We start from the raw sequence: 25,597 nt of genomic DNA, 5'->3' as shown, positions 1-25,597 counted from the left end.
AAGCCCCACCGAAGCGGGGCGATTACATAAGGGATTAGAAAATGAATAACATCACTATTCAAATTCTGTTCTTTCTGTTTCTGATGTTGGTAAGCGCAACGGCTTACTGAAAGCTAGGCGGTGGCGGCAACCGCCGCCTAGTTCCCTTATCTTACAAAACCCTGCCGAAAAAATCAAGGAAAAGCCATGACAAACATTTCCCCCGAAGCCAAAAAGCGCTATGCTAAAACTGCCACCGCCATTAATCAAGCCAAGCTCAAAAGCGGCGAATACCGCCGCATCGGCGTGCAGGGCAAAGCGGCAGAGATGGATATTATCGACGCCGCCATCGCCAAAGCGGGCGGCTCAAAAACCCAGGCATTGGTTGCCATCTGTTCATTTTATTTGGAAAACGCCTGATTTAATGATTGGCAGGCGGCTTCAGCATAAACAGCTTTTCATATTTCCCGCTGCCGTCATTACCGCCGCCCGCCAATGTTGAACGGGCTTTTTCAAAGTGGAATACGGCTTCAAAACGCGGGTCTGAAATATGATAGCTGCTGATAATCACGATATTCTTTTGCGCCATCTCTGCCGCCCAATCGTAAAACGCGGGGCTGTCGAAACGGCTTTGCGTGTAGCCGCCCATATCGCTGTTTTCATATGGCGGGTCGCAATACAAAACCGCGCCTTCTATTTCAGAAAAGGCGCGGTAGTCTTTGGCGGTTGTTTCCAGCTGTTGAAGCTGTTCCAACTGTTGAAGCCGTTGAAGCTGATGAATCCGTGTCATCTGTTCCAGCCGTATCTGTCCCAGCTTCAGAAGCTGCCGATAGGTTTCTGTTTCCCGATACCCGCTAAAGGTATCATGCCTGCGGATAATTTCAATCGCGGCCCGATACTTCATATCGGCAATTTTCCTACTGTACAGATAACTGCGGCGGTTGTAGCCGAAGCTGTTCACCAGCAGCTTGATTTCGTCATCAATACTTTTTTCAGGCAGGGCGCGGATATGCAAAAATTCTTCACGGCTGACAATCAGGGATTTCAGCCAATCGCGGTCTTGACTGATAACCCGTTTCAGCATCGCGCCCGAAATTGGGCATAAGTCGTTGTAGCGGACATCAAGGCCGTTCAACAGGCATTCCACTGTAACTGCTCCGCCGCCGCCGAACAAATCATATACAGGTTTTTCGCGTCCGAAATTCTGAATGATGATTTGCACAATCTGTTTGCTGATTTTCTTTTTACTGCCCTGATACGGTAAGCCGATAGGGCGGCCTTTACGGATTTTTGATGGGTTTAAATACAGCATAATCACAACCATAAAAAAGGCCGTCTGTTTTCAGACGGCTACCACCATTTCACGGCGGCAATTACTGCCGCCAAGCCAACCAAAGAAGCAAAAATCAAAGCGGCATTGGCCAGCTTGTCGCCAACTTTATCTGCACCGTATTCACTCATTTTCCCACCTATCTTTAAACGCGTTTTCGGGTTATACTTCATTCAATTTTCAATCCTTTGTCCGTTAAAGGGTTGTAAACAGAAAAGCCCTGAAAGATTCCAGCCTTTCAGGGCTTTTTGCCGTACTGCACGCCGATATTTCAGGCGTAAAAAAACCGCCTTTTTAAGGGCGGTTTCTCTAGATACAAGAAGATACAGTATCAAATTAGGGGGAATTATTTTACACTTTTGTCAAATTGTCAAGTGTAAAGGTTATTTGCCTACTTCAAGTTTGCTGCCGTCCTCAAAGATTACAACTTCTGGCTCGTAAGTGAATTTCATATCTTTTGTCGGGGTTTCTGCAAATTTAATATCCTCTTGGATAAAGTGATTAACATCTACCGTACCGCTAAAATCAAATTCTTTTCCCGGTGCCAGTTTTCCATCAAGCTCTATAAAATCGCTCTTGAACTCAACTTTTTTCAAGACATCATCAAATTTATCAGTAAAAGTGAGAATCCCTTTAATCCCGGTAATGGCTTTATCGGATTTATTGATAATTTTGAGTGCAATACGAACTTTGTCATCATATTTATATTTACCCTGCTGAAACTCATGATGAACAAAAATTACGTCAACCGCTGAATTTAACACAGTCCGCTTTGCCTCCAGCTCTTTTCGGGCTTTTTCTTCCTCAGCTTTTTTTGCCTCTTCTTTTACCTTTTGCTCTTCTGCAAATTGTTTTTGCCGCTTGATTGCTTCCCCTACAGTAATACCGTAGTTGTCACTTGCGTTTGCTCCAAAAATTTGCCCGGCTTCAGCACGAAAAACATAGGCAACCAATAATTTTTTCTCATCATCAGATAATTTTTTAATCTGCTCGGCGTTTTTCTCAACATCTTCTGCTTTTGTTAACAGAATATCTTTAGGATCTGAGCAAGCAGCCAGCAAGCCAATCATCAAAATAGCAATTAATTTTTTCATATTAATATACTCCTTTAGAGTTTAATTAATTTAAACATGGCGTAGAAATATAACATTCTGGGAATAGAATCATCATCAAGTTCATGATTAAATTCATATCTCAAGAACCATTTAGGAATTTTTGAAAGTCCCCAAATATACATAAAAGCGGCCATCGCCTGAGCTATTTTTGCTTGTTCTTTAGTTAGAAAAGGAACAGCCTGGATTGCATCATCGAAAATGGTTTCTAATATTTCAATGTTATTGGCGTACGGATAACCTTGCCAATAAATACGTCTATTCCCCCCAATTCCTCGAGGTTTTTCGCTGGATGCTTCATAAAGTGAAACAATTAACGTTATCACTTAAAACCGAACTACTTTTTCAAAAGCCACGCTGTAAATTAGCCGCCACGCCAAACCATGCGACCAAGCAACTGAAACTGATGTGAAGACTCTGGCGTTACTTCGATAGGAGGGTAGTCGGGATTACTACTAATTAACAGTAGACCATCTTCAGTCTGCCTAATACGCTTAATATAAAACTTATCTTTAAAGACAACGGCGTAAATTTCATCATCCGCTATATCCAAATCACTGATGTCTATAATCACAGTATCCCAATCTTTCAAATCGGGCTCCATGCTGTTACCGCGTACATACATCCCCCTAAGGGTGTTTGGATTCAGTCGCCTTGCTCTAAACCATCTCTCCCTGAAAGTTAGCGGATCTTCTTTGTGATTTGTGACCCATACGAAATTACCCGTACCTGCAGAAAGCTTGTATTCATACATTTGAATTTCAAAATGGGTATGCTCTGTATCAACTTCTTCTTGAATGGCAATCGCCCCTGCTTGAGGCATCAGGCTTTCTCCAAATTGCAGCCACGGCGCAGATACATTTAATACTTCAGCCAAACGCTCCATACCGTCCGTCCGTGGCTGCGCCAGCCCTAATGTGTAGCGTCTCACCATCTCATAGCTGATTCCAGTATTTTTAGATAGCTCGGGAAGTTCTATTCCGGCTTTTTCTTTCGCCTTGTTCAGGCGTTCGGCAAATTCAGGATATTTAACTTCTTTTGATGTCATGGTAGCTGCTTTCTACTTTTGGTAGAAATCATAACGAGAAAGTTAAGAGATTGCAATTCTATTTTCAGTAGTATAAAATCTACTTTAAGTAGCTACCTTAAAATTAATTGTGCACTGATTATGAATAATGAAGCATTTCAAAAAATGCTGGATAACTGCGGCAGCATTTCCAGCATTGCAAAACATTTTGGCATTCGTCCGTGGGCTGTATCGAAGTGGAAGAAGCAAATCCCGGCAGAACGGTGTCAGGAATTGGTAAAACTTTCTAAAGGGAAATTAAAGCCGTCCGAACTCCGCCCCGACATTTTCGATTAAGGGAAAGTAATGAGTGCTTTTGAAAAAACCGTGCTGCTTCTTTTAGGCATTCAGACGGCTTTACTGTTACGGATTACGATTGATCGAGCTCAATCATCAATTCGAGAGCTGCGAAAGCGTTTAGAGCGTCAATATGCACATATCTGTCGGAAACCCTCAGTTTCCCCGGTAGGCCGTAAATACCTTCGATATTCAGAATATCCCCTCGTTGCGGTATCGCAAATTCCGGTATTTCGATACTGGTATTTTGCAAGAGTGCGACGGCTGGGTGATTTGCTGAGGGAAGAAAATGTAGTTTGACCTTCATTGTTACTCCGTTAATTGTGGTTGTGGAGCTTCAATTATAGCGGAGACATGACAAAGCGGACAGACGCTTGACAGCCCGGACAGACGGGTAACAAACGTGAAAAAGCCCACGCGCGAACGTGGGCAATTTCTAGGTACTTACTTTTTGCAGGTAGGTTTGAAGATTATGAATGAAAAAACAGATTTAAGCAAGCGCGAAAAGCGACTTTATGAGTTGCGTATGCTGATTGTCGGCTATATGCAGATTGAAAACATTTCCAAAGCCCGTGAACATTTTGAGCTGTGGCAGGCTGAATTAGAGTTAGAGAAAGACAAGCAGGTGGCGCAATGAGTAAATATATCGTAAATGCCTTTCAAGTGCCGAATGCGGTTGTTGACGAACTGATGTGGCAACTTTCGCCAAATGCTTTCAAGCTGTACATCATGATTGTGCGCAAAACAACGGGCTGGGGGAAGTCTTCGGACAAAATTTCCATCAGTCAGTTCATGCAATACAGTGGCATTAAAAAGCGAGATACCGTTATGGCCTGTTTGGCCGAATTGGAAAAATTCAATCTGATATGCCCCGTAAAACGCTCAGGAATGACTAACGAATATACCCTAAAAAAATTGCCCGAAAATATGGGTGAACCAGTCCCGAAAATGGGGACTGCTACCAGTCCCGAAAATGGGGACTACCCAAAAAACGGCACCAGTCCCGAAAAATGGACTAGGGTAGTCCCGAAAATGGGGACTGCCACCAGTCCCGAAAATGGGGACACACAAAACCCAATACAAAACCCACTAGACAAAAAGAGTGTCGTCGATGGAAATTTTGCAGGCGAAAATGACTTGGCTGAAGACCAAAATTTTGCAGGCGAAAAACAGATTGCTGAAGACCGAGAGAGTGTCGCCGCCGAAGCGGCGACTCCCGCCCCGAAAAAATCCGTTGCTGAAAACAAAAAACGGTTTGAGGCGGTCGTCGAGGTGTTCAATCGGGTTTTCGCTGATTGCGATGGGGTTGTGAAAGTCAACCTGCAAACTGTACCCAACCCCAAGACTGGGCGCATGGGTTACACGCAAACCAACGAAAAACGCCTGAAGCTAATCCCCTACGCATGGCAGATTGCCAAACTGCGCTTGGAGGCTTGGAAAGACGAAAACGGCCTGATTGACGGCGAAGAGCCGAGCGGCAAGCACGTTTTGCAGTGGTTTGAAACCTACTTCGGGGAATGCCTGCAAGACCCGTTTATCAACGGGACGGCTGAACGCCACAGCCACAAAACTTGGAAAGCCGGGATTGATTACCTGCTGCGCCCTGAAACGCTGGAAGCCCGCGTACTGGAGAAATAACCGTGAACGAATTTGAAAACAACCCGATGGAAGAGCTGTTTAGCCAGGAAGCGGAGCAGGCAGTATTGGGCGGCCTGATGGTGGACACTGCCGCATTTGCCAAGGTTGCAGACCTGAAAGCCGAAATGTTTTACCTGCCGTCGCACCGCATGATTTTCAGCGCGATTGCTGACTTGGCCGCAGACGGCAAAAGCGCCGACGTAGTTTCCGTATCGGAACGCTTGAAGGCCAAAAGCCAAGCTGAAGAAGCGGGCGAGCTGGCCTACCTGATTGACTTGGCGCAAAACGTGCCGTCTGCCGCCAATATCCGCCGATACGCGGAAATCGTGGAAAACCGCCATACCGAGCGCCGCTTGCTGGCGGCGGGTGCAAAAATCGAAGAAATCGCCTTGAGCCGTGAAGGCAAAACAACTGCCGACAAATGCACGGAAGCCGCAGCGGTACTGCGTGAAGTCAACGACACGCTGCTCAAACGGGCGAAAACCGAAATGACGTATCACGAAGCCCTGAATGACGTGCTGGACTACATTTCCGAAGTTCACGAACGGGGCGATTTTTTGGGGTTAAGCACAGGACTGAAACAGCTTGATGACGCCATCAAAGGCTTGCAGGCGGGAAACCTGATTGTGATTGCAGCCCGCCCGAGCATGGGTAAAACCATCTTGGCAGAAAACATTGCCCGAGCCGTTGCCAAAGCGGGTAAGGTTGTTCACTTCCAAAGCTACGAAATGACGCAGCGGGAGTTGATGCTGCGAGCGATTGCAGCGGAGGCGGGCATCGACATGGGCAACCTGATGAAAGCAAGCCTGACACAATCCGAATACCACCGTCAAAGCGATTTTTTCAGTGCGGCGATGGACTGGAAATTTACCATCGACACCGCCCCGATTGACGCCGACCGCCTTTGCTTGCTGGCGCGGGATAAAAAACTTTCAGACGGCCTTGATTTGCTGGTTATCGACCATCTGCACTTAATCCCCAAGCCGGGCAGAAACAGCGAAGTGCAAGAGCTGGCCGATATTACGGGCAAGCTGAAACGCTTGGCGGCAGAGTTAAAAATCCCCGTGATTTTGGTGGCGCAGTTAAACCGCGCCGTTGCCAAGCAGAACGACAAACGCCCGACAATGGCGGATATACGCGGCAGCGGCGGGATTGAGCAAGACGCGAACATCATCATCATGCCCCACCGTGAACACTACTACGACCCTGAAAACAGTAATCCCGACCTGGCAGAGTTGATTATCGCCAAAAACCGAAACGGGGAAATGGGCAAGCTGATTGTCGGTTATCAAGGCCGTTTCCAACGCTTCACGAACGAGCCTGATTATTTCTGGCAGCCGCCGAAGCATGACGAACAACCGAAAAGGCGGAGCGCATGAAGCAATCTTGCCTGACCTGCCGCCATTGGCGCGTACCGACCGAAATCAACGCCGACGGTGTGCGTGTGCTGGGTTGGTGGGCAAGACAGGGTTACGGGGAATGCGCGAAGGAGGGCGTAGGGCATTGGAAGCCGCGCGGCCATGTTTGCGGGGATTTTCAGACGGCAGATGCGGTGGAAAAGGTGAAACGGGAACAGGCGTTTGCAAAGTTAAGGAGAAAATCAACGCTAGGCGGGTAAATTTAAGCAGGAAGGCGGGTTAAATCGTTTTCCTATATCTACCCCTGCCAAGAGCCAAAAGTGCGCTTAAAACGTAAATTTGAGAGATTTATTAAAAAAGAAAGCGGGCTGCAAAATGAGTGAAGCATTGTTTGCCGTAATTGTCATGGCGGGATTTTTTCTTTTGATAGGTTTTGCCCTTTATCTCGACTACAAAGACCGCAGCAAATATTTAGGACTGCTGGAAGCCTTGGCCAATATGGAAGAAGAACTTGAGAAAGAGCGTAAATCCCGAAAGCAGGCGCAAATCGAGCTGCAAGACTGCATTGAAAAGCGTAACCGTATGGGATTGGAATTTAGCCGCCGTTTGTGCGAAGAGCGGCGCAAGCGGGAAAGTGAAAACAAATGAGCATACTGATTGAAATGATTTGCAGCTTGGCCGTGGAGTTCGGTTTATGGCGACGGTAGGAAGCAAATACGGCAACCGCAAGACCAACGGCTACGACAGCCGCAGAGAAGCGCAGTATGCCGCCAAGCTCGAAGCATTGCGCCGCGCCGCCGACCCTGAAACGCGCGTGGCGGATATTCGAAAGCAGGTGCCGTTTGAGCTGATACCGGCTCAGCGCGGCGCAGATGGCAAAGTGGTAGAGCGGGCGTGCAAATATATTGCTGATTTTGTGGTAACGCGCGCCAGCGGCAGGGTAGATGTGATTGATGTGAAGGGTTTCAAAACGCCCGACTACATCATCAAACGCAAATTGATGTTGAAAGTTCACGGCATACGGATTTTGGAGGTTTAGGCAATGAGTGAGTTTATCGGGCTGTATGGCCGCGTGGCCGATGTAAAGGCGGTGAAATCGTTGGGCGTGTGCCGCGTGGTGGTGGAGGTGCCGATTGAGCAGCATAAGGCGGTAACCAACGGCTTTTGGGACGCTGATGTGTTGGTAACGCTTTCGGACGGCCGCCAAGCCTACGGGGTGGCGAAAGCGGAGGCTGCCGATGTGGAAGAAGCCGCCGACGCAGCCCAAGACTACGGCGCGTATTATCAAACTCTGTATAAAAAAGGTTTCTTCAACAATCCGTCCCTGTGGTTCGTTATCGGCAGCGATGAGGCTTATCAGCAATGGACGCGCAGCCGTCCGTCTGCCATCAGTAATAAGGGCGATTGGGTGGAAGAAATCGGCGAATACCGCTGCGAATATGCGCATGTGCGCCGTGTGGCCGCAGGCAGCGGCACGGCTTCCAAGCCCGAATATTCAGGCTTACCGCTGCGCCATGAAGAACACGCATTGCAGCATTCGTTGGGCGAAATGGGCGTATTACAGCACTACGGCAAAAACATCAACACCCCAAGCGAAGCCGCCGCGTGGTTTGAAAAGAAAGCCGCCGAAAACCGCACCGCATGGATTAAAGACGCGCTGCACCGTTTGTTTGGCGTGGAGAGCCTGAAAACCGTACCGCCGTCTGAATTTGCCGATTGGGCAAAGGCAAACGGCCTTTACGCCGCCTTGCCCGCCGCTTTTAAATGAAAGAACTGAAAAATGCTTGATGAAATCCTACATGTTTACGGGCAGCAGCAATATCACGACGATTTAATCATTTGCGGCACGCGTCCTGCATTGGAAAAGCTGAAATCCGCTATCGAAGCCGCCTTAACTCATTCTGACGGCTTTGAAATGGGAACAGGCTTTCAGAATGACGGGGAAGGCTATGACATCGAAGTTTACTTAGTTACAGAGGCCGAAGCCATGACACTAAACCACGCCTACCACAATACGGAAATGTTTCCGGATTCAATCGGCTTCGACGGCTGGGACGGCTACGATACAAAACCATACAGCCCGAAGTCTGCAAACTAACAGCCGTATTCAAATAACCCGCAGGAAATCCCGCACCATGACAGAGCAAGCACCATTCCGCAGCGCAGAAGACGCCTTAACATTCGCCTTTCATTACTCGTTTGAGCAATCCCCCAAAAACATCATGAGCGGCCTGTTAAATCAAGGCGCCATCGGCAGCGGCCACGGCTTACACGGTACAGACGGCGCAGCGCAGGCCGCCATGATACACAACATTTTAAACGAGCTTCCCGACCCGCAGCGGTGGGCATTGACCGTGCGCTTTGCCGACACCCCGGGCGAATGCCCCTGCTGCGGCGGCGAACGCCAATCGCAGGCATGGACGCAGGCCGCCGACAATTTGGGCTTGCTGGCCGCGCAGGATAAAGGCGAACTGGACGGCATAGGCAAAGCCGCACGGCGTGAGCTTATCGGCAAAATCCTGAACCGCAGGAAAACCGACATTACCGCGATTGCCCAATCCGCAAGCTGTACGAGGCAAACCATCAGCAACAAGGTTAAACGCCTTGCTCAACGCCTGAGCCACTACGAACGCGCGGGGCTGGATGCCTGCCGTGCTATTTTCAAAGAGCGGGGCGTTATCGGGTAAAATGAGATGTAAAACGGTTTAAATAGGCTGTTTTGTGTTTTGTAACAATATCTTCAACTTTTCAACTAAAATACTTGAAATATGCTTTATGGTTTGGTATTATCGGCCTGAATCAAATGCAGTATAGTTACTGTATATACAGAAAAGGAGCTTGCACAATGGGACTGACTACATTCGGCGAAGCCGTTCGAGCGGCTCGTCGTCAAACCAAACAAACTTTACAAACAATGGCGACTGCACTAGGTACTTCCCCTGCCTTTTTAAGTGCCATGGAAACCGGTCGCAGTAAAGTGCCAATGGATTTTGTTGAAAAAGTTGAGGTTTTTTTCGAAAAATTAGGTCATCCAGTAGATAACCTAAAGCAAAAGGCCATGGTTTCTAATGAGAATGTATCGTTAAGCGGCTTAAGTTTGCAGCAACAAATGTTGGTAGCTGGTTTTGCCAGCTCGGAATTCAGCAAAGAACAATTGAATCGATTTGCTGAATTATTAAGAACCATTCATCAGAAAGAGTCATTGAAAGAAGGTGATGATGCAGCAAATTAAATACTCAATGCGTGGTACGCGCGTGGAAACGTTAAGTGAAGATACAATTCGGTTTTTTGCAAACGAGGCCGCCAAGTTTTTGGTGGTAGATAAGCGTACCCGTAAAAAAATGGATACGTTTATGGAAATGTTGGAAGAGTATGGTATTGTAATTGATGTTGTGGCAGATGATGAGTGGCTGGATATTACCAATGCAATGTGTAATAACGGTACCATCCTATTGCCGAATAGCCTCTACTCGCGTATTTGTTTTGGCGAGGATGAGGCCATTTTTATTTTCTTTCATGAATTGGGACATTTGCTATTAGGTCATAAAGCGATGCTGCATCATAGTGATGCTCTACCTACACAGCAAGAAGATTCCGAATGGCAGGCAGACCAGTTTGCAAAATGTATTTTGAAACAAATGGGCATTAAGTATTTCCCAGAGCAGTTAACTTTGAAATTTTAAAAAGAAAACGACTTGGAATGTTGGCGCATCCCAAGTCGCGTATAGTTAGTGATTTGAATGTGCAACTTTACACTAACCGCTGTGTATTATGAGGATACACAAATTTACTAGACCGTGAATTATCCTATGATACCGGCGCAGGAGCAAATTTTTTACATTTCGAAAGGTTGTAAAAAAATTGAAAACGTAGCACGCATTACAATAGGAGATCAGATAATGACCTGCAATTGTAACTGTACTGGCTTAAAACCAGTTCGCGTTCGCCAATATGACCGTTATCGCAACGGCCAATGGGAAATTGTATGCACTCATTGCCGCAGTTTGCCTAGCCGATAACTGATGCTAATTATGGCAAATTAGCCATAATTAGCTGCCGAGTAACCAAAACCGCCCAAAGTAGGGCGGTTTTTTTATAAAAATGCTTGGCTTTATTATATGGCTACGATATAATACATTTATGGATTAGGAAAGAAGAAATCCCGCCGTTGGAGGCGGCGGGAAATCCGAAAAAGAAAGGAGGTGATGAAAATGATTAAGTTCTTAATCCTGTTGATTATGTTACTTATCTCTAGCAAAGCATGGTAACGTAGTTAACTAAATCGGGGCGGTGGAAACGCCGCCCTTCCTCCAAACTTTATATAACCATCTTACCAAAGGATACCCGAAATGGCAAATTCCAATACCGAGCATTCCCGCAAGCTGCGGCAGACCACCGCCGCCGCCTTTGCCAAAGCCAAGCTCGCCAGCGGCGAATACAAGCAGTTTGCCGTTAAAGGCAAAGCCGAAGACATCGATGCCGTTCTGGCGGCCATCGAAAAAGCAGGGGGCAGCAAAATCCAAGCCCTTAAAAAAATCTGTACCGAATGGCTGGCAAGCCGATAAGCTAAAGCACACACCAAACCCGCCCAGAGCGGGTTTTTATTTTGCCTGTAGCAAGCCGCCCCAATGGGGCAGTTTTGTTTATTTCATAAATTCACACACAAAATTCTATTTAAAATCAACAAACACTACTTTTAGTATGAAATAAAGGCTACTTTAAGTTGCTATTTAATACTACTTAAAGTAGAATACACCCATCGAAGCAAAACACTTCAATGTTCTTTAACAGTTAGGTGCAAAAAGCAGCGAGAGCTGCTAGGCAGGCTTTCTGATACAGCCTGCCGCAAACAAGCCGAGGCTAGACAAAAATCTAGTGTGAACGAGGCAAATCAGATACGACGCTGGGAATAAGCGAAGTAGGCAGCGCAAGGCTGCTGAAAGAGGACATTTAACAGGGCGGTTTGCACCGCAGGCCGCCCGATTAAATATCTTCAACAAACAAGGAGCAAGCAAATGAAACAAGCCAACCAAATCAAAATCGCCCGCACCATCGAACAAGTACGCGGCATTCAAACCAACATTCACCGCGCCCGCCACATCGGCATCATGGCCGCCGACAACGAGCGCATCGACACCCAAGTTCACATCATTAAACAGCTCTACAGCGAAATCGACACCAAAACCCAAGGCGGCGAAAAAGAAGACCACGCAGTAGAGCAGGCCATTCAGCAAGCCCTGTATCGAGTGCAAAGCTGGCAGATGGCCGCAGCCTAAACCACCCGCCCCGCAACAGCGGCCGCAAGGCAGAAAGCAGGGCGGGGCAACCACAGCAAAGGAAACACCATGAGCCCCACCAAATACCTGTTAGAACGCTACAAATGGCACTTTGAGATTGCCTATCTCGAAATACCCGACTGGCTGGACGAGCCGACCAAACAGGCAGCCATAGAGCAGGCCCACCGCCGCGCCATGCAGCAGGCCGAAGACGACCTCGAATACTGGAGTGAGACATGACCGAAGCAGAATACTACCGCCGCGAAAACCAACGCCAGCTTGACGACAGCGAGCGCGAACGCATCGCCCTTGTATATAAAGCCGACTGCCAAGCCATCGCCCAAGTCGAAGCCTGCCAGTATCAAGAAAACGCAGCAGACTCAGGCGAAGAATACGATACCGACAACTGGCGCGAATGCCTGATTTACGCCGCCGAAGACATCGGGGAAGCCGAAGCCGAAGCCATGGCCTTTTGGATTGAATACCGCGCCGACTTCACATTTACCGACCAAATCGACAAGTTGGCCGCCGAGAGCCGCCAAGCACAAAAACAAGCCGCCTGAAAATGGCGGCTTTTTTCATGGAGCAAAAAAATGAAACTACGCTACCCCCTGCTGACCGCCGCCGCCTTTGCCCTCGGCTTCTGCACCCACGGTATCGCCTACAGCAGCAAGCCCGAGCAAACCACGCAGGCCGAATGCATGACGACCGAAACCCAAATCAACTTTGAAGCCTGCCCCCATCTCGCAGGGGGCGGCATGGTAGAAGAGCCAAGCCATGATTGACGAAATCCAAACCCGCAGGGAATTTGAAAAATGGTACGCCAAGCAACCCACCAAATACCGCAAACGTCTTGAGCGGGATATTTTAGGCGACTACTTCAGCCCCACCACCGATATAGTGTGGCAAGCATGGAAAGAGCAAGAACACAGAAAAAAGGCCGTCTGAAAAAGACGGCTTTTTTACGGAGAAAACAAATGAGCTACCGAGAAGAAAGCCTGCCCGCCGACCCTAGCGACACCGACCGCTATCACGGCAGCGACCCCACCCGATATAAATAAGGAAAGCCCGAAAATGAGCATCATGACCCTGATTTTAGGCGAAAGCGGCACAGGAAAAACCACATCGCTGCGCCATCTCGACCCCGCCCAAACCCTGCTGATACGCAGCATTGCCAAGCCCCTGCCGTTTAAATCGGCAGGTTGGCAAAACTTCAACACCGACAACCCGCAGGGCAGCATCTACACCACCGACCAGAGCGCCACCGTCTGTAAGCTGCTTCAATCCCCTTACGTGCAGCAAAAACAGATTATCGTCTTAGACGACTTCCAATACATCATGGCAAACGAATTTTTCCGCCGCAGCCATGAAAAAGGCTTTGAAAAATTCGCCGAAATCGGACGCCTGGCATTCGACATCATCAACCTTGCCCAAAGCCTGCCCGACCATATCCGCGTTTACTTTCTCTGGCACACCGAAACCGACGCATTCGGCAAAACCAAAGCCAAAACAGTAGGCAAAATGCTTGATGAAAAATACACCCCCGAAGGCGTATTTACCATCGCCCTCAAAACCGTAGTCAATCAAGGCCAATACCAGTTTGCCACCCGCAACAGCGGCAACGATACCGTAAAAGCCCCAATCGGCATGTTCGAACATGAACTGATTGATAACGACCTGGCCGAAGTTGACCGCGCCATCTGCGACTTTTACGACATACCCACCCAACCCCAAACCACGGAGACCACCCAATGAGCATCATGTTCCAATACGACCAAACCGCCGCCGTTACCGCAGGCGAAAGCAGCTACATCAACCAAAGCGGCGCATACACCGGCAAAATCACAGCCGCCAAATGGACGCGCGGCCAGCACACCCAATCACAAGCATTAGAGCTTTCATTTGAAAGCGCAGACGGCCAAAAAGCCAACTACATCAGCATCTACCACACCAAAGCAGACGGCAGCCCCAACCAATACGGCATCGCCCACATCAACGCCATAATGGGCTTACTCAACCTGCAAAACCTCACAACCGCACCGCAGGGAAGCGACCACATCTGCCCCGAATTGGTCGGTAAATCCATCGGCCTGATACTGCAAAAAGTGCTGACTACCAAAACAGACGGCAGCGACAGCTACAAATTCGAGTTAGTACTGGCATTCAGCACCCGCAGCCGCCTTACCCTGAAAGAGCATTTGGAAGGCGGCCCAGCTGAGCGCGTGGACAAAATCCTTGCCACACTCAAAGACAAAGACGAACGCAAGCAGCAGAGCGGAGCAGGCCATCAAGTACCGCCCCCGCCGAGCCGCCAAAGCGCCCAGACCGTGCAGCCGCGCGAAGACATCGACGACGACATTCCGTTTTAAACAATAGGCCGTCTGAAAAGCGCATAAAATATTTACAACCGCACAGAAACAGGTTAGCATATTTTCCCTTACAAAAGCAGCGAAGAACCATGCTCAACCTGTTTAAAAAGCCCATTATCAAGAGCGACTTTGAAGCATGGGCGAAAATGGCCGATGACATAGCCAAAGTTGCCATATTGGGCGTTCCCGTTGTACTATATGGAAAAGACCCCATATCCATCAAACTGTTGAACACATTTTTACTGCTGACTTCAATCTACTTTTTCCTGATTGGCGGCAGGCTGTTCAGAAACCAAGCAGAAAGGAATAAACCATGACATTCGGTTTACTGGTATTCGCCCTTGTCGGCTTGGCCGTAGCCCTCACAGCCCGACACCTGAGCAAACAATAACCCAAACCCCGCCCCGAAAAGCGGGGTTTTGTTTTAGACGAAAATTTAAACTGTACAACCGCAAAGAAACAGGTTACTATATCCCCGTTGCTTCAATCAGCAACGCAGGCTTGGTCGCCTGTTTTTTCAAGCGCAATTCAATATTGCCGCATTTGCGGTTTTTTTATTGCATAAAAGTTTACCCGCAAGGGGTGGGATAAAATACCACCCCTTTATGAAAGTTAAAAGATGAGGGGGATAAAATCCCACCCATCTTAAAAACCTCAACGGGGCGGGCTTTTCGGGACATCGCAAGATGTGCTGTTTCGCTTGAGCAGTCGACCAACCTGAAAAGTACCGCCCCACCTCATACTTGGTCGTATGAGCGGCGGATTTAAAAAACTTTCAAGCGAGTAAATAAAATGCAAACTCAAATTTTCCAATTCCAAGCTGCCCAAAACGTGCGTGTTGAATTTCAAAATGGCGAACCACTGTTCTGTCTGAAAGACGTTGCCGATATTTTGGAAATCCCCCGAAGTTCTGATTTACTGCAAGTTTCAAAGGGGGTCGTTAAAAACGACACCCTTAAAAATCGAGGCGGTCTAAAAGCATCAGGCATTTTCAAAATCCAAACGGCCACCGCAGGCGGCAAACAAGAGTTGACCTACATCAACGAGCCGAACCTCTACCGCGTCATCTTCCGCAGCAACAAAGCCGAGGCCGTCAAATTCCAAGACTGGATATTTGAAGAAGTTATCCCGCAAATCCGCAAAACAGGCAGCTACACCAACCCCCAACACAGCGACACCTTGAATGCCTACGAGTGCCGCCAAATCCAAGCAGCCGTCAAACAACGCTGCCAGCGTACAGGCGAAAGCAGTCGCGCCGTCTATCACAAACTGCACTGCTACATGAACGTCTTCAGCTACACCCAAATCAAGCAGGCAGACTTTCAGACGGCCTTAAACTACTTGGCAAGCATACCCAACGCCCCCGAAGCCTACGGCACAGCCAATCCCCAAACCAGCGGCGCAGACGTATTAAGCATTACCCGCCTGTTGCTCAATGCAGAAAGAATGCGCCGCATAGTCGGCTACCACCTGCCCGCATTCCAAAACCTGGGTCTGACTTACGGCGGCGTAGTATGGAGCTACGTCCACGACACCGATACCATCTTCGAGAAAGTGCAAAACTGGTGCGAGCGCAACAGCCGCACCCTGAACCCCGAACAGCAAAGCATTTACGGCAGGCTGCAACACAGTATGCAGCAAGGCATTTGACCAGCAAAGCCGTCTGAAACCCTAAACCCAAACCAAGCCCGACCTAAACAGTCGGGCTTTTTACATATCCACACGGAGCCAATCATGCAAGCCCAAACCGCCCAAACCCGACCCACCGCCAGCCAAATCATCGCCGCCCAACGCGCCGCCAAAAAAAGCAAACGCATAGAGCGTAACAGCAAAATCATCAGCCAGATCCAAAACGGCACACTCAAAGTAGATAAAAACAAAGCCGCCGCCACCGCCTCCCGCGCCGACAAATACATCCGCAGCCTGTGCCAAAGCCCCGCCATGAGCGAAAACGACTACCTCGACTGCAACATCAAACTTTGGCTTGAATTTAACGAAATGCGCCGCGTCCGCACCGCGCAGGCCACCTACTTCATGCAATACCTTATCCGCCAATACCGCATACTGGCCGTCTTAATCTACCGCAGCCCCAGCCAGCAACACCTTTTACAAACCCACATCAAAATCTGCAACGAAGCCTACCAAGCCCTCGAAGCATGGTTTGACCAGTTCCACGAATTAAGCCCCAACCAGCGCGACACCGTATTACAGCCCCTGCAAACCCTCTGCCGCGCCGCCAGCCGCACCATGCCCGAAGTCCCCGTAGAGCTTGCCCAATACTGCGCCAAATACAGCCTCGCAGTCGGCGTATTAAACAAAGGCCTGCGCTTCATCGAACACCCCAGCAACATACTTTGTGCATTCGACGAAACCGCACGCGGCAGCAACGCCTACCACACCGCCAGAAAATACCACCTCAAATACAGCGACTACCAAGCCCAAATGCTCGACTGCGCCAACCTCATTTACGAAATCCACCAATCCAGCAGCCAACCCGACCCCGGCTTCCAACGCCCCCAAACCATCGCCCAATGCCGCCACCCCGTCATCCAGCGCATGGTAGAAAACAACGCCGACCGGCTCGTCCAAATCATTCACGACGCCCAATACTGGCTGGAGCGCATGGAAGCCGCCACCCAAAAAAGCACATTCGACTGGGCAGGCTACACCGCAAGGCTCGCCAAAAGCCAAGCCATCGCCAAAGCCGAACAAAGCAAACAAGCCGTCTGAAAAATCCAGTTATCAAGTAAAAGTTGACAACTGAAAACAGACGGCCTTTTTTTACGGAGCAACAAAATGAGCATTTTTACCATCGAAAAAAACATACCCGTTCCACCAGCAAGCAAATTTTCTGGAGAAAGCAAGTACCCGTTTGACGACATGAAATATGGCGACAGCTTCTTTATCGCCAGCCCGACAGGCAAAGAGAAAGCCAAAAAAGAACAGTTAAGAGTTAGCAACGCCTTTTATAAATGGAGGGTACGTAACAATATCAAAGATATTGCCTATACCGCTCGCATAGTAGAAGAAGACGGCATTGTAGGCGTGCGTTTCTGGATATTAAAAAAGGAACAAAAATGAACCCCTTCCAAAAACTCAAAACATGGCTGTTCGGCCGCCCCGCCGAAAAGTTCGATGAAGAATTTGCCCAAGCCATCGAAAAACTGCCGCTCGAAGCCGTGGACATACCCGAAGCCACCATCAGCCGCCAAAAGCGGCTCAAAAACCGCGCCGCCCGCAAAGCCAAAAAGAAACGTTGAACCCACCCCACCCCCGAAATCGGGGGAATAAACAGGAGCAAAACATGAGCGCCTTTCTAACCCGCGAAGAACTCAAAGAACTCACAGGCCGCAGCCACCCCCGCAGACAAATCGAAGTTCTCAAACAAAACCGCATCCCCTTTACCACCACCGCTGCAGGCCGCCCCGTTGTCGCATGGGAAACCCTGTACGGCAAACGCACCAAAGCCCCCGCAGTCCAAGAACCCACCTGGCAGCCCGCCGTCTTATTCAACACCGCATAGGAGAACACCATGGGCAGAAAAAACACCGTACACCTCAACCTGCCCAAAGGCATGAGAGCGCGCACCCGCAGCCGCAAATACAGCGACCCCGTCACCTACTACTTCTACGACGCAGGCGGACAGCCCCGTAAAGAAATCCCACTCGGCACCGACTACGTATTGGCCGTAAAAAAATGGGCAGAGCTCGAAACCAAAAAACAAGTTCCCGCCGTTACCTTTAACCAACTGGCCGCCCGCTATATCCACGACATCATCAACAGCGGCAAAACCGCCCCCAGCACCGCCAAAAGATACCAAGCATGGCTCAAGCCCCTGCAACAATTTTTCGGCAACCCAGACGCACCCCTAAACAAAATACACCCCAGCCATATCAGCCAATACCTGCAATGGCGCAAAGACACCCCGACCACCGCCAACAACGAAATATCCCTGTTCACCATCATGTGGAACTACGGACGCGAACTAGGCTACACCAACCAAGCCAGCCCCGCACAAGGCGTCAAAAAACACACCCTGAAAGGCCGCAAAGACGTGTATATCGAAGACCACATCTACAAATTCGTTTACAGCCACGCCGACGAAACCATACGCGACCTAATGGATTTAGCCTACATCACAGGCCAACGCCCCATCGACCTAGTCAAAATCCACAGCCATCACATTCACGACGGCATACTGCACATCACCCAACAAAAAACAGGCGCCAAACTGCGCTTCCACATCACAGGAGACCTGGCAGACATCATCAACAAACGCAACACAGGCAGCTACCTGTTTCACAACAGCCAAGGCGCACCGCTGACCCGCAAAGCCCTGACCGAAAGATGGGTAAGACTACGCCACAACCTGATTGCCCGATACCCCGAAATGGCAAAAGATTTAGAGAGCTTCCAATTCAGAGATTTGCGGGCAAAAGCCGGTACCGACATCTACCTTTCCAGCGACGCCGACACCGCCCGCGCCCAGCTCGGCCACACCTCAACGGCCATGACGAAGCAATATATCCGCAAAGACAAAGTGCTTGAGCCGCTGAAGCGCAAATAGCATTTTGCGGAACACTTTAGATATTTGCGGAACGTTTCTTGTTAAAAGCCATTATTAATCATATAGCTAAACAAAGCCGTCTGAAAACAGTATTTTCAGACGGCCTTGTCCGCCCCCACCCCGCCCCGCAGCCTGCACGCCGCCGCTTTTTTGTGCTACATTCCCGCTTCACATCACGCACGGAAACATTTATGAAACCGACTTATCTGGCCGACACCATCGGCCAAACGCCGCTTATCCGCCTGACGCGCGTCGCCGCGCACACCCAAGCGCAGGTGTGGGCGAAACTCGAAGGCAACAACCCTGCCGGTTCGGTGAAAGACCGCCCCGCCTACCACATGATTGCCCAAGCCGAAGCACGCGGCGACATCCGCCCGGGCGACACGTTGATTGAAGCCACCAGCGGCAACACCGGCATCGCGCTGGCGATGGCCGCCGCCGTCAAAGGCTACCGCCTGATTCTGCTCATGCCCGCCAATTCTACCCAAGAGCGCAAAGACGCGATGGCGGCTTACGGCGCGGAATTGGTGGAAACCGAAAGCATGGAAGCCGCCCGCGACCAGGCTTTGGCCATGCAGGCGCAGGGCTTGGGCAAGGTGCTCGACCAGTTTAACAATCCCGACAATAAAGAAGCGCACTATCTCACCACCGGCCCCGAAATTTGGGCGCAAACCGAGGGCAAAATCACCCACTTCGTCAGCTCGATGGGTACCACCGGCACCATCAGCGGCGTGGCGCGTTATCTGAAAGAACAAAACCCCGCCATTCAAATCATTGGTTTACAACCCGACGAACAGTCCGCCATCGCCGGCATCCGTCGCTGGCCGGCCGCCTATATGCCGGGCATTTTCGAAGCCGATTTGATTGACGAAACGCTGGACGTGAACCAGCAGGAAGCCGAAGCCTTTATGCGCCGCCTTGCCCGCGAAGAAGGCGTGTTTGCCGGCGTATCATCGGGCGCAGCGGCCTTGAAAGCAGTGGAAATCGCCGAACAAAATCCGGGCGCGGTGGTGGTGTGCATTATCTGCGACCGCGGCGACCGCTATTTGTCCACGGGGTTGTTCGGGCAGCCGTAAGTTGGAAGTTGGTGCAAGCCGCGCGGCGGTTTGACCGTAAAAAAGCCGTCTGAAAAACGCAGCAGCTGCATTTTTCAGACGGCTTTTTATATGGATTGAGCACCTGCGTTACTCGGCACGCTCCAGCAAAGCAAAGCCTTCAGTCTTGTTGCGCGGGCGTGCGCCCTGCCACAGTTTCACCCAGCCCTGCGGCGCGGCGCTGTCTTTCGGTTGCTGCACCAGGCGGTAGCGGCAGTCGGCATCGGTGTGCAGGATGATGCTGCCGTATTGCTGCCAGGCCAGGCGGGCGCGGTCGTCGTGGGCGGCGACGCTGATGCATTCGCGGCCGTCTGAAAAACGCTGCGCCAAATCCGCGGGCAGGGCGGCCTGCATCTGTTTCACCACCGGCGCATAGCTTTTGGCGGCATCCAGCCAGGGCAGAAACAGCGTCATCAGCAGCGCCCAAACCAGCGTTACGCCCGCCGCCCAGTTGGTGACGGCTTGGCGGCCTTTGATGTTTTTGCGCGTAATCGCCAGCAGCCACAGCGGGGTAAACAGAATGGCCACCGCCATCGGCACGATGTCGATATCGGGCGTGTAATACGGGCTGAAATACGCCGCGCGTTCGGCCAGCTTGGCCGGCCAGCCGTAGTTGATGGCGAAAAAGCCCACCCACAGGAAAGCGGCCGCCAGCCCGAAGGCCATAATGCCGAACCAGTTGATAAAGGCCGCCGCGCCGCGCCGCAGGCCGTCGAGCTGCGCCGCGCCCAGCAGCGCCATCGGCGGCAGCAGCCATACCAGATAATCCTGGAATTGGCGCGGCATGGCAGCCAAAAGCGTCAGTGTAATCAAAATCCACGCCACGGCCAAAATGCTCCAACGCTGCGAATCGGCGCGGGTACGCATCAGCGTCCACAATGCCAGCGGCCAGGCGGGCAGGGCAAACCACAGCAGGTTTTTTAGATAGTAAGGCAGGGAAAAGGCCGTCTGAAAATCCGCCAGGCCGCCGAAGCTGCCGAAAATATGGCGGTTCAGCCACAAATCAAACAGCGCCGGCTGCAATCTGGCGAGCAGGAAAGGATAGACCACCAGCAGCGGCAGGCCGATGGAGAGCGCGCCCAGCAGCGTGAGGTAATAGCGTTTGAAACGCCATTGCGGGTGCAGCGGCAGCAGCAGCGCCATCGCCAGCAGCGCCAGCGGCAGGGCGAAACCGGCCGAGAGCGACAGCAGCGCGGAGCCGCCGCCCAGCAGCAGCGCGGCGGCAATCACGCGGCGGTGCGCCAGCGAGAAGCCGTGCAGAATCATGCCCAGCGCGGCGAAGCCCACGGTCAGGGTGTTCATAAAATGCGCCATCTGCAGCAGGCCGAAGCAGCCGATTAAAATCAGCGCCACGCTGCGGCCGTGGTGGCGGCCGAGAAAGTTGAAACCGGCAAATCCGCAGGATGTCAGGCCGATGACGGTAAACAATACGCCGGCAAAACGCGCCGCATCATAAGGCGTGGCCGCCCACGGCGAAAACAGGTTTTGAAAGGCCGCCGCCGCCCACAGGTAAACGGGGGAAATCTGGAAAGCCGGTTCGCCCAATACTTCGGCGGCCAGCGGCGTGGCGCCCTGCTGCAGCGTTTCGACGGCGGCAAATACGGCCGGCTCGCCCGGGTTCCACAGGCCGTGTGAAAATACGCCCGGCCACAGCCAGGCAAAAGCCATCAGCATCAGCAGCCAGGGCTTTTCGCGGGTTTTGGCGGCGGGGCGGGATTCGGGCGGGGTATAGGTCAGCATGGCGTGTATTTCGTTTGAATAAGGCGGTGGGGGCGGTGAAGCGTTATTAAGCGGCTTCATACGGGTGCGGTCGGGGCGTGGTCGGCTGTTTTGCCGCGTTATCCGACTATCAGGGTGAAGTGTAACAAATTCTGCCGCAGGCGGGAAACGGCGTGCGCCCGCAGCGCAGCAGGCCGTCTGAAAACAAAAAAGACCGCCGCGGCGGTCTTTTTCAGGCAGATGTTCCGACGGATTAGCGTTTGAACAGGTTGCCGAATTTGTTGTTGAAGCGGTCCACGCGGCCGGTGGTATCCACGATTTTTTGCGTGCCGGTGTAGAACGGGTGGCACAAAGAGCAAACCTCGATGTTGAAGCTGTCTTTTTCCATAGCGGATTTGGTCGTGAATTTGTTACCGCAAGAGCAGCTTACGGTGATTTCGTGGTAATTTGGGTGAATACCTTGTTTCATGGGATTTCCTTTCAATTAAGCGGGTATAGGGATTTTGCCTATACTTCAAGACAAGCTGGCTATTATTGCGATTTTCCGCCTTGCCGTCAAGCAGATATTGCGGCGCTTGGCGGTTTTGCAACAGGCGTGCGGCGCGGCTTTGGTGGTATAGTAGCGGCACTTTAATTTTAAGGCCGTCTGAAAAACGCGGGGCGGGATGATGAAAACCAAAATTCTGTTGAAATTGTTGAGAATGCTGGGCGGGCTGCTGCCGCCGTCTTACAGCCGCCCGTTCGGCGCGGCGGCCAAGCGGTTGCGCTACAGCCTGGCGCGGCGCATCAGCCCGCATCTCGGGCGCAACGTCAATATCGAAAAAGGCGCGTATGTGCTGCCGGATACGGTGGTGGGCGATGATTCGGGCATCGGCGTGTCCTGCGAAATCTGCCCCGGCCTGAGCATAGGGCAGCGGGTGATGATGGGGCCGGAATGCCTGTTTTACTCGACCGCGCACAAGTTCGACAAAGCCACGCGGCGTTTCGAGGGCTATACGGATGTGGCGCCGATTCGGATTGAAGACGATGTGTGGATAGGCCGCCGCGCCATCATCATGGGCGGCGTCACTATCGGGCGCGGCGCGGTCATCGGCGCGGGCGCGGTGGTGACGAAAGATGTACCGCCCTATACGTTGGCGGCGGGCAATCCGGCGGTGGTGAAAAAATCGTTGTTGGATTGAGTGGGTCGGGCGCATTTGAGCGCGGGCTGGAAAGGCTGCTTGATGCCGTAGAAATTCTACTTTAGCTTTACAGAAACGCCGTTTTAGCTTCGCTGAAATTTCATTTTAGCTGCGCTGAAACTTCGTTTTCAGACGGCTTTTGCGGCGGAACGCGCAGCAGCGGGGGAAAGCGGCGGGCGGCCTTTTAATCTTGCCGCCTTTGCTATATCATTGCCCCATTATTGGAAAAGGAAACCGTCATGTACGAAGTCAACCGCAGCGTATTTTTACTGATTCCGCTGGAGCCGTTTTGGAACTGGCTGCAGAGCCTGCCGGGCAACCATCTCGACGGCATCACTTTGGAAGACTTGCAGGCCGATGCCAATGCCTATCTGGTGCGCCCCTGCGAAAATTCAGACGAGGTGTGGGACGAAATCGAAGCGCGGTTTGAAGATATTTTCGCCGCCGAGCTGGCCGACTGGTGCGAAGACGAGCGCGAGTGGCCGGATCTGCACGCCGATATTTTCAACGAATGGTTCGACATCCAGCTCTCTACCGTCATCACCGATTTGGAAGCCGAGCCGCTGGCACGCGAAGCTTTCCAGCCCATTAATCTGAACTGACGGCCGTGCGCGTCCGCAATTACCATCTCGACGGCTACGGCCACGTCAACCATGCGCGCTATTTGGAGTTTCTCGAAGAAGCGCGCTGGGCGTTTTTCGAGCAGCACGGCCTGCTGCCGCTGCCCGACGGCCTGCAGCTGGTGGTTGCGCGGCTGGACATCCGCTACCGCCGCGCCGCCACCGAAGGCGCGGTATTGCACTTTGCCGCCGAAATCAAAGAGCTGACGGCGCGGCATCTGGTGCTGCGCCAGCGTATTATTTTGTCGGAAAGCGGCAAAAGCGCGGCGGAGGCCGACGTGACCCTGATGCCGGTGGACGGCGGCAGCGGGCGCGGCATCCGTTTCCCCGAGCCTGTATCGGCTTTTTTGCAATCCCTGATTACCCCTTGAGCATCATGAAAAAACTGCTTACCCTGGCCGCAGTCGCCCTTGTCGGCGCCTTGCTGGCTTTTGTGCTGATTCCCGACAGTAAAACCGCGCCGGCGTTCAATCTGCCCGATTTGAACGGCAAACCCGTGTCCAACGCCGATTTGCAGGGCAAGGTGACGTTTATCAATTTCTGGTTTCCCTCCTGCCCGGGTTGCGTGAGCGAAATGCCCAAAGTCATCAAAATGGCCAAAGACTATCAGGGCAAGGATTTTCAGGTATTGGGCATTGCCGAGCCGTTTGACCCGCTGGAGAGCGTGCACGAATATGTGAAGCAGTACGGCCTGCCGTTTACCGTGATGTACGACCCGGATAAGGCCGCCGCGCAGGCTTTCGGCACGCAGGTTTACCCGACTTCGTTCTTAATCGACAAACAGGGCGTGGTGTTGAAAACCTTTGTCGGCGAGCCGGATTTCGGCAAACTGTATCAGGAAATCGACCGCGAGCTGGCTAAATAGAGACAAGCCGCCGCTTTCGGGCCGTCTGAAAAACGCCGCAGCTAAAGCCGGAAACCTGCCGCTGCGTCCTGACCCGTATTGGGTCAAGGCGTTGCAGACGGCAGCGTGCTTGGCCTGCGGCGTTTTTCAGACGGCCTTTCTGCGTTTTACGGCGGCGGCGGGGAAGCGTACAATCGTTTCATTTAACGGATTTTAGGAACATCACAATGCATTCCGTAATTTTGCTCGACGGCGGCATGGGGCGGGAGCTGCACCGCCGAGGCGCGCCTTTCCGCCAGCCGGAATGGTCGGCGCTGGCGCTGACCGAAGCGCCGGAGATTGTGCGCGATACCCATCTCGACTATCTGCGTGCCGGCGCCGATGTGGTGACCGCCAACAGCTATGCGCTGGTGCCGTTTCATATCGGCAGCCGTTTCGAGACGGAAGCGGAAACGCTGGCGGCCACGGCGGGGCGTTTGGCGCGGGAAGCGGTGGAACGCAGCGGCCGCGCGGCCAAAGTTGCTGCTTCGCTGCCGCCGCTGTTCGGCTCTTACCGCCCCGATTTGTTTGATGCCGCCGCCGCGCCCGCTTTGGCTGCGCCGCTGCTGGCCGGCTTGGCGCCGTATGCCGATATTTGGTTGAGCGAAACGCAAAGCAGTATTGAAGAAGCGCTGTTTTGGCAAAGCTGCCTGCCCGACGACGGCAAGCCCTGGTGGGTGTCGTTTACGCTGGAAGACACGCGCGCGCATGATGAGCCGCTGCTGCGCTCCGGCGAGCGGGTCGGCGCGGCGGTGGAAGCCGTCTGCAAAGCGGGCGCGGCGGCGGTGTTGTTCAACTGCAGCCGCCCCGAAGTGATGGCCGCAGCCGTGGCCGAAGCGCGTGCGGCTTTGGACGCGCAGGGCAGCCGCGCCCGCTTGGGCGTGTATGCTAATGCTTTCGAGCCGGTGGCAGAGGAAATGAACGCCGCCAATGAGGGCTTGGACGCCATCCGCCAAGATACCACCCCGCCGAATTATGTGGCGTGGAGCCGCGAATGGCTGGCAGCGGGCGCGGATACCGTGGGCGGCTGCTGCGGCATCGGCCCCGAGCATATCGGCGCGTTGGCGGCGGCTTTGAAAGCGGTTTAAACGATAAGCGCGCCGTGTAA

42 protein-coding genes are annotated in these 25,597 nt (G+C 51.9%); 34 read left to right on the top strand and 8 right to left on the bottom strand.

The features are described 5' to 3' along the window. Positions 1–186: 186 nt before the first annotated feature. The gene (locus tag BDE01S_RS00285; RefSeq protein ID WP_066075635.1) at positions 187–399 is read left to right on the top strand and encodes a hypothetical protein; all 213 of its coding nucleotides are present in this window, start codon (positions 187–189) and stop codon (positions 397–399) included. Between the two features lies 1 nt (position 400). Here BDE01S_RS00285 and BDE01S_RS00280 read toward each other — a convergent pair whose 3' ends face one another. From BDE01S_RS00280 to BDE01S_RS00265, 5 genes are all read right to left on the bottom strand, one after another. Further along, positions 401–1,303, bottom strand: coding sequence for a DNA adenine methylase (locus BDE01S_RS00280; protein WP_218015840.1), 903 nt, complete (start codon positions 1,301–1,303; stop codon positions 401–403). A 26-nt stretch (positions 1,304–1,329) separates the two neighbouring features. Then, positions 1,330–1,482 carry a hypothetical protein gene (locus BDE01S_RS11395; RefSeq protein WP_169798076.1) on the bottom strand — a complete coding sequence of 51 codons (153 nt, stop codon included), beginning with the start codon at positions 1,480–1,482 and terminating at the stop codon, positions 1,330–1,332. 210 nt (positions 1,483–1,692) lie between these two features. Next, a complete protein-coding gene (locus BDE01S_RS00275; RefSeq protein ID WP_066075633.1) occupies positions 1,693–2,403 on the bottom strand; it encodes a hypothetical protein in 711 nt (236 codons plus the stop codon). A 14-nt stretch (positions 2,404–2,417) separates the two neighbouring features. Next, positions 2,418–2,747: a hypothetical protein gene (locus BDE01S_RS00270; protein ID WP_066075630.1), complete on the bottom strand. Its 330-nt coding sequence runs from the start codon at positions 2,745–2,747 to the stop codon at positions 2,418–2,420. Positions 2,748–2,785: 38 nt separating this feature from the next. Continuing rightward, positions 2,786–3,469 carry a LexA family transcriptional regulator gene (locus BDE01S_RS00265; protein ID WP_066075627.1) on the bottom strand — a complete coding sequence of 228 codons (684 nt, stop codon included), beginning with the start codon at positions 3,467–3,469 and terminating at the stop codon, positions 2,786–2,788. 120 nt (positions 3,470–3,589) lie between these two features. Here BDE01S_RS00265 and BDE01S_RS10990 point away from each other — a divergent pair, with 120 nt between their 5' ends. After that, positions 3,590–3,784 carry a transcriptional regulator gene (locus BDE01S_RS10990; protein ID WP_082790369.1) on the top strand — a complete coding sequence of 65 codons (195 nt, stop codon included), beginning with the start codon at positions 3,590–3,592 and terminating at the stop codon, positions 3,782–3,784. Positions 3,785–3,857: 73 nt separating this feature from the next. Here BDE01S_RS10990 and BDE01S_RS00260 read toward each other — a convergent pair whose 3' ends face one another. Then, positions 3,858–4,091: a hypothetical protein gene (locus tag BDE01S_RS00260; protein WP_066075624.1), complete on the bottom strand. Its 234-nt coding sequence runs from the start codon at positions 4,089–4,091 to the stop codon at positions 3,858–3,860. Between the two features lie 96 nt (positions 4,092–4,187). On the opposite strand from BDE01S_RS00260, the gene BDE01S_RS11175 reads away from it, so the two are divergent. From BDE01S_RS11175 to cysM, 27 genes are all read left to right on the top strand, one after another. Next, positions 4,188–4,421, top strand: coding sequence for a hypothetical protein (locus BDE01S_RS11175; protein WP_169798075.1), 234 nt, complete (start codon positions 4,188–4,190; stop codon positions 4,419–4,421). Beyond that, a complete protein-coding gene (locus BDE01S_RS11170) occupies positions 4,418–5,422 on the top strand; it encodes a replication protein (RefSeq protein WP_066075621.1) in 1,005 nt (334 codons plus the stop codon). Before BDE01S_RS11175 ends, BDE01S_RS11170 begins: the two co-directional genes overlap by 4 nt. Positions 5,423–5,424: 2 nt before the next feature. Then, positions 5,425–6,801 (top strand): replicative DNA helicase, encoded by a 1,377-nt coding sequence (locus tag BDE01S_RS00250; protein ID WP_245934315.1) that lies wholly within the window; start codon positions 5,425–5,427, stop codon positions 6,799–6,801. Further along, complete coding sequence (locus BDE01S_RS00245; RefSeq protein ID WP_066075617.1) at positions 6,798–7,040, top strand: hypothetical protein; 243 nt, start codon at positions 6,798–6,800, stop codon at positions 7,038–7,040. Before BDE01S_RS00250 ends, BDE01S_RS00245 begins: the two co-directional genes overlap by 4 nt. Before the next feature lie 115 nt (positions 7,041–7,155). Further along, on the top strand, positions 7,156–7,428 hold the full coding sequence (locus tag BDE01S_RS00240; RefSeq protein ID WP_066075614.1) for a hypothetical protein: 273 nt from the start codon (positions 7,156–7,158) through the stop codon (positions 7,426–7,428). A gap of 46 nt (positions 7,429–7,474) precedes the next feature. Then, a complete protein-coding gene (locus BDE01S_RS00235) occupies positions 7,475–7,819 on the top strand; it encodes a DUF1064 domain-containing protein (protein WP_066075611.1) in 345 nt (114 codons plus the stop codon). A gap of 3 nt (positions 7,820–7,822) precedes the next feature. Further along, positions 7,823–8,548, top strand: coding sequence for a hypothetical protein (locus BDE01S_RS00230; RefSeq protein WP_066075610.1), 726 nt, complete (start codon positions 7,823–7,825; stop codon positions 8,546–8,548). Positions 8,549–8,560: 12 nt separating this feature from the next. Continuing rightward, on the top strand, positions 8,561–8,878 hold the full coding sequence (locus BDE01S_RS00225) for a hypothetical protein (RefSeq protein ID WP_066075607.1): 318 nt from the start codon (positions 8,561–8,563) through the stop codon (positions 8,876–8,878). Positions 8,879–8,915: 37 nt separating this feature from the next. Then, entirely contained in the window at positions 8,916–9,467 is a 552-nt protein-coding gene (locus BDE01S_RS00220; protein WP_066075606.1) for a hypothetical protein, read from the top strand. A gap of 158 nt (positions 9,468–9,625) precedes the next feature. After that, positions 9,626–10,012 (top strand): helix-turn-helix domain-containing protein, encoded by a 387-nt coding sequence (locus BDE01S_RS00215; protein ID WP_066075603.1) that lies wholly within the window; start codon positions 9,626–9,628, stop codon positions 10,010–10,012. Beyond that, positions 9,996–10,463, top strand: coding sequence for an ImmA/IrrE family metallo-endopeptidase (locus BDE01S_RS00210; RefSeq protein ID WP_245934316.1), 468 nt, complete (start codon positions 9,996–9,998; stop codon positions 10,461–10,463). The genes BDE01S_RS00215 and BDE01S_RS00210 overlap by 17 nt, the downstream gene beginning before the upstream one ends. Positions 10,464–11,129: 666 nt before the next feature. Beyond that, positions 11,130–11,345, top strand: coding sequence for a hypothetical protein (locus BDE01S_RS00205; RefSeq protein ID WP_066075598.1), 216 nt, complete (start codon positions 11,130–11,132; stop codon positions 11,343–11,345). 450 nt (positions 11,346–11,795) lie between these two features. Next, positions 11,796–12,056, top strand: coding sequence for a hypothetical protein (locus tag BDE01S_RS00200; RefSeq protein ID WP_066075595.1), 261 nt, complete (start codon positions 11,796–11,798; stop codon positions 12,054–12,056). 69 nt (positions 12,057–12,125) lie between these two features. Continuing rightward, positions 12,126–12,296, top strand: a complete 171-nt coding sequence (locus tag BDE01S_RS11165; RefSeq protein WP_156472585.1) for a hypothetical protein — start codon at positions 12,126–12,128, stop codon at positions 12,294–12,296. After that, on the top strand, positions 12,293–12,619 hold the full coding sequence (locus BDE01S_RS00195) for a hypothetical protein (protein WP_066075592.1): 327 nt from the start codon (positions 12,293–12,295) through the stop codon (positions 12,617–12,619). The genes BDE01S_RS11165 and BDE01S_RS00195 overlap by 4 nt, the downstream gene beginning before the upstream one ends. 30 nt (positions 12,620–12,649) lie before the next feature. Further along, on the top strand, positions 12,650–12,841 hold the full coding sequence (locus BDE01S_RS00190; protein ID WP_066075588.1) for a hypothetical protein: 192 nt from the start codon (positions 12,650–12,652) through the stop codon (positions 12,839–12,841). Continuing rightward, complete coding sequence (locus BDE01S_RS11160) at positions 12,834–13,004, top strand: hypothetical protein (RefSeq protein ID WP_156472584.1); 171 nt, start codon at positions 12,834–12,836, stop codon at positions 13,002–13,004. Before BDE01S_RS00190 ends, BDE01S_RS11160 begins: the two co-directional genes overlap by 8 nt. A 126-nt stretch (positions 13,005–13,130) precedes the next feature. Next, positions 13,131–13,811, top strand: coding sequence for an AAA family ATPase (locus BDE01S_RS00185; protein WP_066075585.1), 681 nt, complete (start codon positions 13,131–13,133; stop codon positions 13,809–13,811). Beyond that, positions 13,808–14,425: a hypothetical protein gene (locus BDE01S_RS00180; RefSeq protein WP_066075582.1), complete on the top strand. Its 618-nt coding sequence runs from the start codon at positions 13,808–13,810 to the stop codon at positions 14,423–14,425. The genes BDE01S_RS00185 and BDE01S_RS00180 overlap by 4 nt, the downstream gene beginning before the upstream one ends. A gap of 89 nt (positions 14,426–14,514) precedes the next feature. Further along, entirely contained in the window at positions 14,515–14,742 is a 228-nt protein-coding gene (locus tag BDE01S_RS00175; RefSeq protein WP_066075579.1) for a hypothetical protein, read from the top strand. Between the two features lie 475 nt (positions 14,743–15,217). After that, positions 15,218–16,075: a BRO-N domain-containing protein gene (locus BDE01S_RS10980; protein WP_082790368.1), complete on the top strand. Its 858-nt coding sequence runs from the start codon at positions 15,218–15,220 to the stop codon at positions 16,073–16,075. A gap of 84 nt (positions 16,076–16,159) precedes the next feature. Beyond that, entirely contained in the window at positions 16,160–17,155 is a 996-nt protein-coding gene (locus BDE01S_RS00165; protein WP_066075575.1) for a hypothetical protein, read from the top strand. Positions 17,156–17,221: 66 nt separating this feature from the next. Beyond that, positions 17,222–17,506 (top strand): DUF7303 family protein, encoded by a 285-nt coding sequence (locus BDE01S_RS00160; RefSeq protein WP_066075572.1) that lies wholly within the window; start codon positions 17,222–17,224, stop codon positions 17,504–17,506. After that, positions 17,503–17,685, top strand: a complete 183-nt coding sequence (locus tag BDE01S_RS00155; protein ID WP_066075569.1) for a hypothetical protein — start codon at positions 17,503–17,505, stop codon at positions 17,683–17,685. Before BDE01S_RS00160 ends, BDE01S_RS00155 begins: the two co-directional genes overlap by 4 nt. A gap of 44 nt (positions 17,686–17,729) precedes the next feature. Further along, positions 17,730–17,948, top strand: coding sequence for a DUF4224 domain-containing protein (locus BDE01S_RS00150; RefSeq protein WP_066075566.1), 219 nt, complete (start codon positions 17,730–17,732; stop codon positions 17,946–17,948). A gap of 9 nt (positions 17,949–17,957) precedes the next feature. After that, positions 17,958–18,992 carry a tyrosine-type recombinase/integrase gene (locus BDE01S_RS00145; protein ID WP_066075563.1) on the top strand — a complete coding sequence of 345 codons (1,035 nt, stop codon included), beginning with the start codon at positions 17,958–17,960 and terminating at the stop codon, positions 18,990–18,992. A gap of 191 nt (positions 18,993–19,183) precedes the next feature. Then, on the top strand, positions 19,184–20,068 hold the full coding sequence (gene cysM, locus BDE01S_RS00140; RefSeq protein ID WP_066075561.1) for a cysteine synthase CysM: 885 nt from the start codon (positions 19,184–19,186) through the stop codon (positions 20,066–20,068). Positions 20,069–20,176: 108 nt separating this feature from the next. On the opposite strand, the gene BDE01S_RS00135 is transcribed toward cysM, so the two are convergent. After that, positions 20,177–21,826, bottom strand: a complete 1,650-nt coding sequence (locus BDE01S_RS00135) for an ArnT family glycosyltransferase (protein WP_066075558.1) — start codon at positions 21,824–21,826, stop codon at positions 20,177–20,179. Between the two features lie 232 nt (positions 21,827–22,058). Then, positions 22,059–22,274 (bottom strand): 50S ribosomal protein L31, encoded by a 216-nt coding sequence (gene rpmE, locus BDE01S_RS00130; RefSeq protein WP_066075555.1) that lies wholly within the window; start codon positions 22,272–22,274, stop codon positions 22,059–22,061. 199 nt (positions 22,275–22,473) lie between these two features. Here rpmE and BDE01S_RS00125 point away from each other — a divergent pair, with 199 nt between their 5' ends. The 5 genes from BDE01S_RS00125 to BDE01S_RS00105 all read left to right on the top strand — a co-directional run bounded on the left by BDE01S_RS00125 (position 22,474) and on the right by BDE01S_RS00105 (position 25,577). Beyond that, a complete protein-coding gene (locus tag BDE01S_RS00125; protein ID WP_066075701.1) occupies positions 22,474–22,986 on the top strand; it encodes an acyltransferase in 513 nt (170 codons plus the stop codon). A gap of 239 nt (positions 22,987–23,225) precedes the next feature. Then, positions 23,226–23,588, top strand: coding sequence for a VacJ (locus tag BDE01S_RS00120; protein WP_066075552.1), 363 nt, complete (start codon positions 23,226–23,228; stop codon positions 23,586–23,588). 5 nt (positions 23,589–23,593) lie between these two features. Next, positions 23,594–23,977 carry an acyl-CoA thioesterase gene (locus BDE01S_RS00115; RefSeq protein ID WP_416178181.1) on the top strand — a complete coding sequence of 128 codons (384 nt, stop codon included), beginning with the start codon at positions 23,594–23,596 and terminating at the stop codon, positions 23,975–23,977. Positions 23,978–23,982: 5 nt separating this feature from the next. Beyond that, on the top strand, positions 23,983–24,471 hold the full coding sequence (locus tag BDE01S_RS00110) for a peroxiredoxin family protein (RefSeq protein ID WP_066075545.1): 489 nt from the start codon (positions 23,983–23,985) through the stop codon (positions 24,469–24,471). Positions 24,472–24,677: 206 nt separating this feature from the next. After that, on the top strand, positions 24,678–25,577 hold the full coding sequence (locus BDE01S_RS00105; RefSeq protein ID WP_066075542.1) for a homocysteine S-methyltransferase family protein: 900 nt from the start codon (positions 24,678–24,680) through the stop codon (positions 25,575–25,577). The last annotated feature ends 20 nt before the right edge of the window (positions 25,578–25,597 follow it).

This window comes from Bergeriella denitrificans NBRC 102155 (genome assembly GCF_001592185.1).
Classification (GTDB): Bacteria; Pseudomonadota; Gammaproteobacteria; order Burkholderiales; family Neisseriaceae; genus Neisseria; species Neisseria denitrificans.
Note: the sequence above shows the minus strand (reverse complement) of the source record. Positions and strands in the feature narration are given on the sequence as shown.